The organism is Psychrobacter sp. JCM 18901, assembly GCF_000586435.1.
GTDB lineage: Bacteria > Pseudomonadota > Gammaproteobacteria > Pseudomonadales > Moraxellaceae > Psychrobacter.
In genome coordinates this window covers 171308-184775 of sequence record NZ_BAWH01000002.1, presented here as the reverse complement: position 1 = coordinate 184775, position 13468 = coordinate 171308, and the positions used below count along the sequence as shown (strand labels likewise).

8 protein-coding genes and 5 pseudogenes are annotated in these 13468 nt (G+C 44.3%); 7 read left to right on the top strand and 6 right to left on the bottom strand.

Annotated elements, in window-relative coordinates; translation table 11 throughout:
* Positions 1–496 precede the first annotated feature (496 nt).
* Both TT11_RS03565 and TT11_RS03560 read right to left on the bottom strand, forming a co-directional pair.
* Positions 497–1489, bottom strand: a complete 993-nt coding sequence (locus TT11_RS03565; protein WP_261869100.1) for a TonB-dependent receptor domain-containing protein — start codon at positions 1487–1489, stop codon at positions 497–499.
* Between the two features lies 1 nt (position 1490).
* Positions 1491–2585 (bottom strand): TonB-dependent receptor plug domain-containing protein, encoded by a 1095-nt coding sequence (locus TT11_RS03560; RefSeq protein WP_261869099.1) that lies wholly within the window; start codon positions 2583–2585, stop codon positions 1491–1493.
* 503 nt (positions 2586–3088) lie between these two features.
* Here TT11_RS03560 and TT11_RS03555 point away from each other — a divergent pair.
* The 6 genes and pseudogenes from TT11_RS03555 (at position 3089) to TT11_RS03530 (ending at position 7597) form a co-directional block, all read left to right on the top strand.
* Positions 3089–3364 (top strand): Trp family transcriptional regulator, encoded by a 276-nt coding sequence (locus tag TT11_RS03555; protein ID WP_261869098.1) that lies wholly within the window; start codon positions 3089–3091, stop codon positions 3362–3364.
* Between the two features lie 86 nt (positions 3365–3450).
* Positions 3451–4870 (top strand): annotated as a pseudogene (locus tag TT11_RS03550) (anthranilate synthase component I family protein).
* Between the two features lie 72 nt (positions 4871–4942).
* Positions 4943–5589: pseudogene (locus tag TT11_RS03545) on the top strand (aminodeoxychorismate/anthranilate synthase component II).
* Between the two features lie 18 nt (positions 5590–5607).
* On the top strand, positions 5608–6372 hold the full coding sequence (locus tag TT11_RS03540) for a hypothetical protein (protein WP_261869097.1): 765 nt from the start codon (positions 5608–5610) through the stop codon (positions 6370–6372).
* A 273-nt stretch (positions 6373–6645) separates the two neighbouring features.
* The gene (locus tag TT11_RS03535; RefSeq protein WP_261869096.1) at positions 6646–7302 is read left to right on the top strand and encodes a DMT family transporter; all 657 of its coding nucleotides are present in this window, start codon (positions 6646–6648) and stop codon (positions 7300–7302) included.
* 55 nt (positions 7303–7357) lie between these two features.
* Positions 7358–7597, top strand: coding sequence for a DMT family transporter (locus TT11_RS03530; RefSeq protein ID WP_261869095.1), 240 nt, complete (start codon positions 7358–7360; stop codon positions 7595–7597).
* 109 nt (positions 7598–7706) lie between these two features.
* Here the strand turns inward: TT11_RS03530 and TT11_RS03525 are convergent, their stop codons facing one another.
* The 4 genes and pseudogenes from TT11_RS03525 to TT11_RS16965 form a co-directional block, all read right to left on the bottom strand.
* Positions 7707–8450 (bottom strand): amino acid ABC transporter ATP-binding protein, encoded by a 744-nt coding sequence (locus TT11_RS03525; RefSeq protein ID WP_261869094.1) that lies wholly within the window; start codon positions 8448–8450, stop codon positions 7707–7709.
* A 75-nt stretch (positions 8451–8525) separates the two neighbouring features.
* The gene (locus TT11_RS03520; RefSeq protein WP_261869110.1) at positions 8526–9209 is read right to left on the bottom strand and encodes an amino acid ABC transporter permease; all 684 of its coding nucleotides are present in this window, start codon (positions 9207–9209) and stop codon (positions 8526–8528) included.
* Between the two features lie 74 nt (positions 9210–9283).
* Positions 9284–10080, bottom strand: a pseudogene (locus TT11_RS03515) (transporter substrate-binding domain-containing protein).
* Between the two features lie 484 nt (positions 10081–10564).
* Positions 10565–11322 (bottom strand): annotated as a pseudogene (locus TT11_RS16965) (UTRA domain-containing protein).
* 372 nt (positions 11323–11694) lie between these two features.
* On the opposite strand from TT11_RS16965, the pseudogene hutU reads away from it, so the two are divergent.
* Positions 11695–13412 (top strand): annotated as a pseudogene (gene hutU / locus TT11_RS03500) (urocanate hydratase).
* Positions 13413–13468 lie beyond the last annotated feature (56 nt).

Below are 13468 nucleotides of genomic sequence, written 5' to 3'. Positions count from 1 at the left end.
CATTAATGATAATTATTATCATTAATGTTTGCATTCTTATATGTGTTTCAGTTAACGGTTGAATTAATGCTCAATATATTTATAGAAATGCCTGATAGTTTCAGTTGTATAAGCGCTACCCTGTCAGATCTTGTCGATATTTCCAATATGATAATTCGGGCAGTTAGAAACATTATGCGTCAGATTCAAAATTTCGACGTTTGATTACTCTATGCCCATATTCATTCACACTTATTTCCTGATAATTTGAGAGAGATAAATGAGCTTCGATGATAGCTCGCTGTTGTTTAGAGTATTGGCATAGTGCTCGCATACGACTCGCATACGATTTAACTCATATGCTATTTATACGGTAGCCTCACCTTCTACCGAACAAGCAACTTAACATCTAATCTTAGATAAATCGCACTCTCAAAAATCTCGTAAAAAAAAGCCAGCTCCCGTATAAGACAGCTGACTTTATAAGTACGATTAGACTTAAATTCGATAAGCTAGATTAGAACTGATAAGTTAAAGACGTTTTGATATTACGTCCCATTTCAAAATCAGTATAGGCATCATCGATAGAGTTACGTGACGCATGGCTTGCATAAGTCTCATCAAAGATGTTGTATACACCTAGCGTGGCCTTCAAACCTTCGATTTGAGTTGGCGTGTAAGTCATGAAGATATCGTGCACATCATAGCCTGGTTTTTCGTTGTCATCACCAGCGGTATTCGGTGTCACATCGGCGACATAAGTACTGCGCCAGCCAAGCTCAGTAGTATTGGTTGGAGCGTAACCCAAGTTGACCATGTACTTATCGCCAGACTCAGAGCCACTGCCACTGACAGAAGAGATATTGTAACCTGTATCTTCGCCTTTGCTACGTGCACGAGCATAGCTTAGACCCATGTTGAAGTTATCTGCGCGATAATCGGCTGATAGCTCTACACCTTTGATTTTGAAATCTTCATCATTATTGATGACACCTTGGCAGGCTTCAGGGGCAGCACTTGTACCTAGTTGCCCAGTTGTGCAATTCATGCCAGTTCTACTACCACCTGCACGTACAAACTCAATATAGTTTTCGATATTGGTTTCAAAGTACTTAGCACTTAATTTTAAAGAGTCATCAGCCATAGTCAGACCACGCAGCGTTGTCGCAATACCGACTTCTGCATTATCACCTTCTTCTGCTTTTAGGTCATTGTTCACATAGGTATCAACACCGTCGGAATTAAAGATCGCTTGACTAAGATCTGGACCATTAAATAACTGCGTATAGCTCGCAAATAGCTGGGTGCGCGGTGCAATCTCATAACTGGCAGCCAATGCGCCAACGACATTGTCGTAAGTCTTGCCAGCCGATACATACTCTGGAGATTCATAACGGTCATAACGGACGCCTGGCGTTAAACTAAGCTTGCCCATTTGCCATTGGTCTTCCAGATAGACTGAAGTGTTGGTCGCCTCATCGGTGCTCGCCTTGCCAAAATCGCGCGCCATCTCAGATTCTTTTTTTGTAATGCTCAACCCCAGCAATTAACTTATGAACCCCTGGCACACCGTTGATGATACTGCTATCAACGATACTGGTGTTCTGTACTTTGCCGCCTGTGGTTTTGACCTCCGCATCAAACTCAAACCCAGGTACGCCGTCAGAGTTACGCAAAATCTGTGTGCTGGTCTGATATACATTGGCGTCTACATCGACCAACTGGTTGGCAGGATTGTAAGCGTAGTCAAGCGCATAGGTATCACGTTTGACTTCCTGCGGGATGATTGGGTTCCAGCCACCAGCAGGAAAATCTGGACGTAATGGGAACTTGCCTTTGTTTTCGGTACGGCTAAAACTAGCGCCTACATGATGATCACTACCGACATAAGCACCAGCTTTTAATAGGATGTTTTCGCCTTCGCTGTCTTCCGTTTGGATTTTACGGCCTTTACCGTCTTCACCAGCGTCCGCATTGCGTTTGCCATAATAAGCCAGTAAATCAATATTTTCTGTTGGCGCACCATACACAGTGGCAGAAGTTAGCAGTTCATCATTGTTGCTAGCATAACCTGTATGCAGCTTAGCACCTACCTTTTGACCTGGCTTAAGTAAATCTGCCGCGTCGACTGTCTCAAAAGCAACCGCACCGCCGATAGCATCATTGCCTAGCGTCACTGAGTTATTGCCGACTGATACTTCTGCTTGTTTTAGCAGATCTGGATCAATAGTGACATCACCCATATGGTAGAACAATGCGCCTTCTTGACGTGCGCCATCAATTGTGACTTTTAGATTGGTATCATCAAGACCACGTACACGAATACGTTGGTTGACCGATGAAGTACCGCCCACGCTTACCCCTGGTACAACGTCCAGAAAATCACTCAAATGGCTGGCTTGTGCAGCTGGGGTGTAGTCATCTATGTAGACAGAGTCTTCTTGTACAGCGTCACGTACTGAGCTATTTGCTGTTACAGTAATAGTCTGCAATGTCGTGTTTGGCATATCTGCTGCCGTTGCGGCACTGGCAGCTTGCGTCCACAATACAGCGGCAACACCGATAGACAATACTGTCAATTGACTAGATAACTTTACTTCGCGCATAACACATTTACTCACTTTGTTTACTGTCAGAAATTAGAATGTTTAGAATTATTTTTAAAGGCTGTCGTCAAACAACCCTGAAAATAGCGCCTATCAGAAGATTCAACACCTTAAAAACACTCAATCATACCGTGCAAATAACACTATTAATGCTAATAATAATGATTAGCGTTTAAATAAAGAGAGGCATAATAACTAAGTATTAACAATTTGGCAATAATTAATATCATACATTCTCAATTTTAGCTTTTAATATGCTGACAAAGCGCAAAAATGCTTCGATACTAACTGTAAATATGTTATTCAGCATGAGTCTGAATAACTATTAAGGCTATATGCGATAAGGCGTAGAAACTCATCACGTCTATAGCAGGCTGCTATTAACTTAGCTCATGACTTGTTTTTCTTGTACTACTGTACTAGAATACTGAAACAAGATAGTTCTCAGCGAAAAATCGCTCGATGAGCGACTTATCTATTTTCTTTGGCTAAGATTACCTATTATGACTACCGATCCTTATCAGAGCTTAGTGAAACATTTGACCAACTGTACTGATAGCGCAGATATCGAAAAGCTGCTCAGTGCCTTGCTGACTGATAAAGAACAGCATGACATTGCCAATCGTATTCGGATTTTTGACTTGCTAGATCGCGGTATCACCCAGCGTGATATCTCTGAGCAACTAGGTGTTGGTATCGCCACTGTCTCTCGCGGTGCCAAGGCTAAGCAAAGCCATGATGTCAGCGCGTTACTGGCCACTCATAGAGATCACTCTTAGACTCTAACGACGATACTATCTAGCTTTTTACTGACGAAACTTATACTTATTAATCAACACATATTTGAACCATTTCGGACTTTGTTATGACCTCTAGTACTCGCACACAGACCAAACCTGCTCCTATCGATATCCCGAGCAAACCACAACGTATCAAACTGACGCAAGATATCGATTTTTTTTGCATTATTCAAACGTATCGAAAGTGCGTTTGATACCTGCTATTTGCTCGAATCATTGGGCGAAGACAGCCATATCTCGCGCCATCATGCAATCGGCTTTGACCCTGTGACGACTATCGCCGCATTAGACCGCAACACGCTTGCGATTACCGATAATAAAACTGCTGAAACTAGCCATTATCAAACCGACAACCCTTATCAGCTACTGCGTGAGATAACACCGCAGCATGTCATCGCTCGCGATCAAAGCGGTGGTCTGGTCGGGTATTTGGGTTATGACTGCGTGAACTTCTTTGAACCTAGCCTCAATGCAAAAGCCAGCGAAGACTTTGAACCATTTAAGTTTGGCGTGTATTTAGATGGATTGACCTTAGATAAGATGACTGGAGAAATCTTCTATTTTTATTACCCAACTGCTCAACAAGAAAACCGCATCGAGCAAATCAAAGCCCTACTCGATGAGCCAACGCCTAGCTATGAAGCGCCTAAAGTTGAATTTTTAGGTGATGGTATGAGCCAAGAAGAGCATGCCAATGTCGTCATGCAAGTCAAAGAAGACATCATCGCTGGGCGTATTTTTCAGTGCGAGGTAGGCTTTAAATCTAAATATCGTATTGCCGGTGACAAAATGCCGATTTATGAAAAGCTACGTGCCGTCAATCCATCACCGCATATGTATTTTATGAAATTTGCGCAGCAGTGCATCATTGGCGCTTCTCCTGAGCTGCTATTCCGCTTGCGTCAGGGTGAAATGGAAACCTATCCGCTCGCAGGGACTGCCAAGCGCGGTGCGGACGTAATCGAAGACCGTAAGCTTGCCCGCGCCTTGCTCAACGATGACAAAGAAATTGCCGAGCACAATATGCTGGTCGACCTACATCGTAATGATATTGGCCGTGTGGCACGATTTGGTACGGTAAAAGTACGTAGCTTGATGGACATCAAACGCTTCTCTCACGTACAGCATATCTCTTCTGAAATCGTTGGTATCCTGCATCCTAACGAAGATATGTTTAGTGCGCTTGCCAGCAACTTCCCTGCTGGTACGCTATCAGGCGCACCTAAAGTAGAAGCCATTAAGGTGATTAATGAGCTAGAGCCGGATGGTCGCGGTGCTTACGGCGGTGCATTAGGCTCGTTCAATTTTAATGGTGATTGTATCTTTGCCATTCCAATTCGCAGCCTCTTTATCAATGGCGAGTCTGCCTACGCTCAAACTTGTGGTGGTAACGTTTACGACTCAAACCCAGCAGATGAATACTTAGAGATTCAGCGCAAACTGTCGGCGATGAAAGTCGTATTAGACAGCTTTATGCAATCATAACGGATACCAAACGTACTGCATAAATTGACCATATTTTACCTAGCACTATTTTTACAAAAGAGTTTATGACCCATGAATGTTTTAATTATCGATAACTACGACTCGTTTACCTTCAATCTCTACCAATACGTGGGCGAGATTTTGCAAACCTTAGACAGTGATGAAGAAGCCAGCGTCATCGTTAAACGCAATAACGAAATTACCTTAGCAGACGTAGAAGCGATGAATCTTGATAGAATTATCATTTCACCTGGCCCTGGCTCCCCTGACGATCCCGCGTACTTTGGTATCTGTAGCGAGGTCATTGAAACACTAGGCAAAACGGTGCCGCTATTAGGCGTTTGCTTGGGTATGCAAGGTATTGCTCATGTATTTGGCGGTGATGTGGTACGCGCTAGTGTGCCGATGCATGGCAAAGTCTCATCGATTCGCATGATAATTCAGGTATTTATCAAGGCTTACCACAAGAGCTTGAGATCATGCGCTATCACTCTCTGGTGGTAAAAGCCGACACCATCCCAAGCTGTCTCACGATTACCTCAGTAGTCGCCAATGATAGCTGTGCTGAATTGAGCTTTGCTGAGTCAGCATTGACTGGTGATGAGATTATGGGACTGGCGCACAAAGAGTACCCAATTCAAGGCGTACAGTTTCACCCTGAGTCGTTTGCCACTGAGGGCGCTAAGCGATTGCTGAGTAATTTCTTGCTACAGGTATAAACCTATATGGCCGTCTCCATGTCTAGCTCAAGCCTAAATACCTCCAGCTTACTCAGACGTACTGCGTTGCTCTTGAGCTTAACGCTAGTGACATCTGTCAGTTCGGCTGTAGCTCCTGTACAGGCAAACTTTACCATGGGCATGGACATCCAAGGCCAACGTCTTAACCTTTATGAGAGATGTGCAGAAGGAAGCGTTACTTGCAACAATATGCTACTGGTCGCTCCCGATTTAGGACGACTATTGCAAACAACACCAGAACCTAGTAAGTCGCCCTACGCTGTCAAATACTACTCTGCGGAAACCAAGCATAGCTTATGTAAAGATGGCGTGACCCCGTGTCGATTTCAGGGTTATACCTTTGAGGGCGAAGATTTTGATGGGTTTATAGATACCTCGAACCATGAGATATCTATAAGAAGTAAATGGACAGTCGATACCTATAGTGCCACCTACAAAGAAAACGAGACTTATCTGCCATTAGCATCACAAGCTGATTTGGTTGATCAGATATATAACACGTCTGATAAAGCATTGAATGAAAGCTACAGAGTAACGCGAAATGAAGTCAGACGCCTGTACGGTGAGGATATGGCGGCTAATCTTAAAAAAAGAGCAGACTCAGTGGATAAAACAGCGCTCAAAAAAACTGCGGGGCTGATACGGATCATTTACCAAGAACCCAATTGGAAAAAGTGTGCTTTATTCAGCGAAATGCTCTCCGAGAGCAAACATTCTTTTTATGGATTGATTAACAAAGACTATAGAAATAAAAAAAAGTGATGCGAACACAAATATGATATGAGTTAATGATTCGATATTGTTTAGGTTATTTAGCAAACGCTAGCCATTTTTTAGCCATTGGAATAACTATTGATGGAATTTAGGACACGCCCTAGTAGCGGTTTATAATCTTTTAGTGATAGACTCAAAAGAACAAACAAAAGACAGCCTTTAATCAGGTTGTCTTTTCTTATTTCAGCATTGCTTGGAGAGATTGTATTAATAGCAATCTTACAACATCTTGTGTCACTTAGATCGTAAGAAGAAAACAGTATGGCAAACATCGACAACGGAATGACGAACCATTCGCATCAATCATGGCTAGGCACCATTCAAATCATCACGGCTGCTATTTGCTGGGGCACGTTGGGTATATTCTCGACTTACCTAAACCAAATTGGATTTAGTGGTTGGCAGGTAACGATATTACGCATTGTCACGGCGGCCTTTATCATCTTAGCCATGCTACCAACACTGTGGCCACACCTTATCAAATTACAGCCAAAACAATGGCTTGGACTGGCGATGCAGTCGTTGATAGGTGTCCTTGGCATGTCGGTCTGCTATTTTTTTGCGGTCAGTTATGTCGGTGCTGGCCCTGCCGTTGCTTTACTCTATACCGCGCCTGTATTTAGTTTATTATTTTCGAAGTTCTTACTGAGTGAGTCTATTACTCGGAAATCAGTTTTGCTAGCACTAATGGCGGTGTTTGGTGTTGGATTGACGATGTTAGGTGAGCAAGCGAAAGTTAACTGGGGTATTTTACTCGGTCTATCAGCAGGGATGTGTTATTCGTTATATGGCGTATTGGGTAAGCGTGCGATGCATTATGCTCACCCTGCCCTTTGGTGTTTTTCACTTCCATTATCATTAGTGCTGGCGTACTACTGCTCTTACCTGAGACCTATAACACTTATGAGCAGCTATTGAGTCTGCCTTAATGACTTGGGGTTATGTTTTGGGATTATCACTGCTGGGAACCGTCGTGCCATTTGGGCTATATATGAAGGCACTAGAGAAACTGCCCGCCACTCGTGCATCGGTATTTACGATTTTCGAGCCATTGACTGCGATTGCGCTCGCGATGCTATTACTGCATCAATCTTTGTCTTGGATTCAATATCTGGGCGTGGCGCTTATTTTGCTGGCGGCTTTGTTAAATGCTGTATTAAACGGTACCGCCACTCGCGTACCTCGCTGGTTAAAACAACGACAGAGGGCATAGTGTTACTATCTACTCATTTGAGATATGTCCAATTTATTTCAATAAAAAAGCCCCAACCATGGCATCATGATTGGGGCTTTTTTTACTGCTTACGCAAAAACAAACGTTTTTACTGCTCAATACGTTGCAAAAATGCCTGCGTACGAGGATGTTTTGAGTCCTCAAACAGCTGCTTGGCACTGCCTTCTTCAACCACGTGACCATCTTCAATCAGTACAACATGATCGGCAACGTCGCGGGCAAAGTTGATTTCGTGAGTCACTACGACCATCGTCCAACCTTCGGAGGCGAGCTGCTTCATCGTCTCTAGCACATCTTGTACCAACTCTGGATCAAGCGCAGAGGTTGGCTCATCAAATAGTAACAATGACGGTTCAATAGCAAGCGCACGAGCAATACCAATACGCTGCTGTTGACCACCAGATAGCTGAAACGGATACAGATCTGCTTTGTCCAACAGTCCAACTTTCTCCAGTAGTACCAATGCCTGCTCACGGGCTTGCGCTTTGCTCTGCCCTTGTACCACTGTAGGCCCAAGCATCAAGTTTTCAATGGCTGTCTTATGGGGAAACAAATTATAAGACTGAAACACCATACCTGATTTACGCTGTAAAGCTAGTAGCGTCTTTTTGCTTGGCTTAGTCGCAAAGTCGACGCTCAAGCTATCATCATCAAAAGCAATCACACCTTGATCAGGAATCTCTAGCGCATTTAAACAACGCAAAAAGGTGGTTTTACCCGATCCTGAAGGTCCTAATATTACGACTACTTTGCCTTTATTAATGGTCAAGTCGATGCCTTTTAGCACCTGATTGCCACCAAAGGCTTTATGAATATTAGTGACTTTGATCATAAAAATTCCTGTTGTGCTGGTCTCTGTATTTCTAGTCTTAGTTGTGCTGATGCCTGTTGTGCCAATAGCAACAGTCTACTTTGCCACATAACGATCAAGGCGGGTTTCAAGCTTGCCTTGGATAAAGGTCAAGAACAGACAAATACCCCAATAGATAATCGCCGCTTCTGTATAGACCAGCATAAACTCATAGTTACGAGCCGTGATAATTTGCGCTTGTTTGAATAGCTCAGTGACCAGTACCAATGAAGCAAGTGAGGTATCTTTTACCAGACTGATAAAGGTATTAGACAACGGCGGCACCGACACTCTAAGCGCCTGCGGTAAAATCACATGACGAAAAGTCTGTAGATACGTCAAGCCGACCGTTGAGCCTGCTTCCCACTGCCCTTTTGGTATCGACAAAATCGAAGCACGCACTGTCTCAGATGCATAAGCACCGATGTTCAGTGAAAACGCGATAATCGCTGAGGGAAAGGGATCGAGCTTCACCCCGACACTTGGCAGACCATAGAAAATAATAAACAGCTGAACCAGCATCGGTGTACCGCGAATGGCGGACACATAGACACGAGCGAGCCGATAAATGATTTCATGGAACCAAGTGGCACGCGGAATGATACGAATCAATGCCACTGTCAATGCAATGGCCATACCAATCGCAAATGAGATCAATGCCAGCGGTATCGAATAATAGATACCGCCTTTGAGCATTGGCCAAAACGACGAGAGGACAATCTGCGCTCGATCAGGACTCATAAATGGCAATACTGCCAATAAGTCCGCGAACCATGATGTAGACATTACAGAAGCTGACATGATAGAAACTGACATTATTTTTGTTGACTTATATCAGCACCAAAGAACTGTTCACTAAGCTTAGTTAGCGTACCTTCAGCCGCCAATTCAGCCATCGCTTCATCTAATTTAGCTACAACTTCATCATCACCTTTGATAAGCACTAGGCCTGAACCACGTAACTCACTTGCAGGGGCAGTCAGTTTAATCTCAAGATCAGAATCTGGGAATTTCTTTAGATAATCCAATACCGCCAGATTATCATTCATCGTAAAGTCAGCACGGTCTTGCTTTACTAATTGAATCGCTTGCGCCATACCATCGACAGGAACGATCTCTGCACCGTAACGCTCTGCAAGCTCACCATAGTTGCTGCTAAGTGATTGCGCCGTACGTAGCCTTTTAGACCTTCCCACGAGCTATAACGGTTGTCATCAGTAGGTGCCAATACAACCGCACCTGACCAGCTATAAGCCATTGCTTTGTCATACTTTGCTTTACGCTCAGGCGTGGTCAAACTGACTTGGTTAGCCACCATATCAAAACGTTTTGAGTCCAAACCAGCCAACATCGCATCCCATTGAGTTTCTTTAAACTCAACGTCTACGCCTAGTTTATCCGCGACTGCACGCGTTACTTCAACATCATAACCCGTTAGTTTGCCGCTCTCATCATGATACGTGAACGGAGGATAGGTACCCTCTGTACCGACGTTGATGGTGCCGCCGTTGTTGATACGTTGTAGCAAATCAGAACCGCCTGTTGCAGCGCTATCAGTCGCACTAGTATCGGCTTCGTTGGTAGTAGATTGACCACAAGCGGCAAGGAACATGGTGCTGGCGGCAAGGGCTAAAAGAGTACGACGTTTCATAAGACGTCCTTATAAGAGTGAATGAATAAAGTAAAAACGCATAATACTAATAAGACACACAGCACTAATAAAATATACGATGCTAATAAATAGGACAAGCCGACACAAAAGAACAATATAAGCTCCTCTATGATATCCGGCTTTGGTTGCCCGATTTGAGGCTATTTGGCTATTTTTCAATACTGTTTCTATATTATATTTTAATTTTTAACGATTGTTCAAATATTCTGACGAGTTTAATTAACGCCAATTGCTATCTTATTAAATAGCAGCTTATGGATATAGTATCTCACTTTAGACAGAAAAACGTACAAAATCAGTGAGCATACGTAAGCTATAGTCAGTTCAATATAATTTCGATACAAGGAAACCGAGTGCAAGTTATACACTAGTATGCTTAGCGAGGATAACGATGTAGCGGATTTATATAGCTTGACTATATCTGCTACAACTCGCCTGAGAACTGATAGCGATCACCCGCGTGCCACATTTTTACAAAGGTAACGACTTGGCCGGCCGAATAGGTCTGCCGGCGCAACACAAGCGTTGGTGACTGCGGCGCAATTTGCAAAAACTCAGCAATCTCATCAGGGGCTGCCAATGCTCGGATGGTATAGCTGCCACTCTCTAGAGGGCTTTTGGCAATTAAGTAATCACTGGTATTGACCACACTAAAATCCTGATCGATAAACTTCGGCACTTTTTTTGGCATCGACCCAACGTTCTTCAAACTGTATAGGCTGACCATCGGCAAAGTGAATGATTTTTACTTCATACAGTACAGCTTCATCATTAGCGTCTGTCTGAGCGCTTGCGTTAGCAGGCACAGACTTTTCATCAATACCAAACTTACGACGCAACTCATTATCGAGCATAGCAGCAGTAACGGCGCGCTTGCTGACGACCTTCGCTTCATAGTCGCGATTGGCTGACTTCAAGTCCTGTGCGATATTGCGCACTTCTACAAAGGTATGATTGAACTGCTGCTGCGCGACAAACGTGCCCGACCCTTGTCGACGCTCTAGTACTCGCTCCTCGCTCAGCTCTTTTAGCGCACGGTTGACCGTCATTCGTGACACACCAAACTCTTCAGCCAGTGCCATTTCTGTCGAAATCGCATTGCCTGCCTGCCACTTACCAGAATGAATATTGTCTAGTATGGCGTTTTTTTATACGTTGATACGCCGGAATTGTCTTTGTCATATCCGCCTTTGACCGTCAGTTTTGCTAATAGGAATGACCACATAATATCACGAGACCACCGTGCAAGCCTTAGTCAAAATGTCTGAGCGTTCAGTATTAACTAGGGCGCTTTTCAACTCACTCGATGTTATCTAAATCGGCTGAGTGAATAACAAAAATAATGCGTCCATAAATAAAAAAACCTTGCATGAAAAAAGCATCTTTGATAATTTGTATATACAACTTTGCAGCAGTGCTAGAAAATTTGCTTTATCGATTCGATATTTCTATGAATTTAGATGAACGCTTAGTAGTAGATAAATACCTAGACTGACTGTAAGACACTTACTCTGATGACTTTATCGCCCTATTCGCTATCACAAGGATATGATCATGACTACTGACAACGGAACCAATAAAGAGACTAAACTGACTCGCCGCGATGAGAGCCGTAATATTGCTGCGCCTACCGGTAGCACGCTACATTGCAAAAGCTGGCTGACCGAAGCCCCTTATCGCATGCTGCAAAACAACCTGCATCCTGATGTAGCAGAAAACCCAAAAAGCCTGGTCGTCTACGGTGGTATCGGACGCGCAGCCCGTAACTGGGAAAGCTACGATCAAATCTTAGAGTCATTAAAAGAATTAGAAGATGATGAGACGTTGCTAGTACAGTCTGGTAAGCCAGTCGGCGTGTTTCAAACACATGAAAACGCACCACGCGTATTGATTGCGAACTCCAACCTTGTACCGCGTTGGGCAACGTGGGAGCACTTCAACGAGCTCGATCGCAAAGACCTGTTTATGTACGGTCAAATGACTGCTGGTAGCTGGATTTATATCGGCACGCAAGGCATCGTCCAAGGTACGTATGAGACTTTTGTGGAAGCGGGTCGTCAGCATTATGACGGTAGCTGGGCGGGTCGTTGGATTCTGACCGCTGGTCTGGGCGGTATGGGCGGCGCGCAGCCACTAGCCGCAACTTTTGCGGGTGCAACGTCATTGAACATCGAATGTCAGCAGTCTAGTATCGATTTCCGTTTGCGCACGGGTTATGTCGACAAGCAAGCAGACGATCTTGACCATGCTTATGAGTTAATCAAACAACATACGGACGCGGGCGAAGCGTCTCTATTGCTCTACTTGGTAATGCCGCAGATATCTTGCCTGAGATGGTCAAGCGCGCTAACGCTGGCGGTATGAAGCCTGACTTGGTCACCGATCAAACCTCAGCGCATGACTTGATCAATGGCTATCTACCAAGCGGTTGGACAGTAGAGGAATGGAAAGCTGCTCAAGAAGATCCAGAGCAACATGCAGCACTGACCAAAGCCGCTGCTCAGTCTTGTGCCGTACACGTCCAAGCGATTTTAGACTTGCAAGCGATGGACATTCCAGCGACTGATTACGGTAATAATATCCGTCAGGTCGCTTTTGATGAAGGGGTCAAAGATGCCTTTAATTTCCCAGGCTTTGTCCCTGCTTATATTCGTCCGCTATTTTGCCAAGGTAAAGGCCCGTTCCGCTGGGTAGCGTTATCAGGTGATCCAGAAGATATCTATAAGACTGATCAAAAAATTAAAGAGCTATTCCCTGAAAATAAACATATCCATCGCTGGTTAGATATGGCAAAAGAGCGTATTCAATTCCAAGGCTTGCCTGCTCGTATCTGTTGGTTGGGGCTTGGTGAGCGTGACAAAGCAGGTTTGGCATTCAATGAAATGGTCAAAAACGGTGAACTAAAAGGCCCAATCGTCATTGGTCGTGATCACTTAGACACGGGTTCTGTCGCTAGTCCAAACCGCGAAACAGAGAGCATGAAAGATGGTTCAGATGCGGTATCTGATTGGGCGCTATTGAACGGTATGCTAAATGTGGCTGGCGGCGCAACTTGGGTATCACTACATCATGGCGGCGGTGTCGGCATGGGCTATTCGCAGCATTCAGGTATGGTCATCGTAGCGGATGGCACGGACGCCGCGGCCAAACGCTTATCGCGAGTACTTGTCAATGATTGCGGCTCAGGGGTTATGCGTCACGCCGATGCAGGTTATGAGTTAGCAATTAAAACAGCGAAAGATTATGGTCTGAATCTGCCGATGGTTAAATAATTTGCCCTCTGTCCTTATGAGCTTGTAGCTAGGCATAAGGACATAATCGCCTATTT

Coding starts and splice junctions, on each gene's coding strand:
- TT11_RS03535 (WP_261869096.1), top strand. CDS start 6,646: ATGGCAAACATCGACAACGGAATGACGAACCATTCGCATCAATCATGG.
- TT11_RS03560 (WP_261869099.1), bottom strand. CDS start 2,585: ATGCGCGAAGTAAAGTTATCTAGTCAATTGACAGTATTGTCTATCGGT.
- TT11_RS03565 (WP_261869100.1), bottom strand. CDS start 1,489: ATGGCGCGCGATTTTGGCAAGGCGAGCACCGATGAGGCGACCAACACT.
- TT11_RS03520 (WP_261869110.1), bottom strand. CDS start 9,209: ATGAGTCCTGATCGAGCGCAGATTGTCCTCTCGTCGTTTTGGCCAATG.
- TT11_RS03525 (WP_261869094.1), bottom strand. CDS start 8,450: ATGATCAAAGTCACTAATATTCATAAAGCCTTTGGTGGCAATCAGGTG.
- TT11_RS03555 (WP_261869098.1), top strand. CDS start 3,089: ATGACTACCGATCCTTATCAGAGCTTAGTGAAACATTTGACCAACTGT.
- TT11_RS03540 (WP_261869097.1), top strand. CDS start 5,608: ATGTCTAGCTCAAGCCTAAATACCTCCAGCTTACTCAGACGTACTGCG.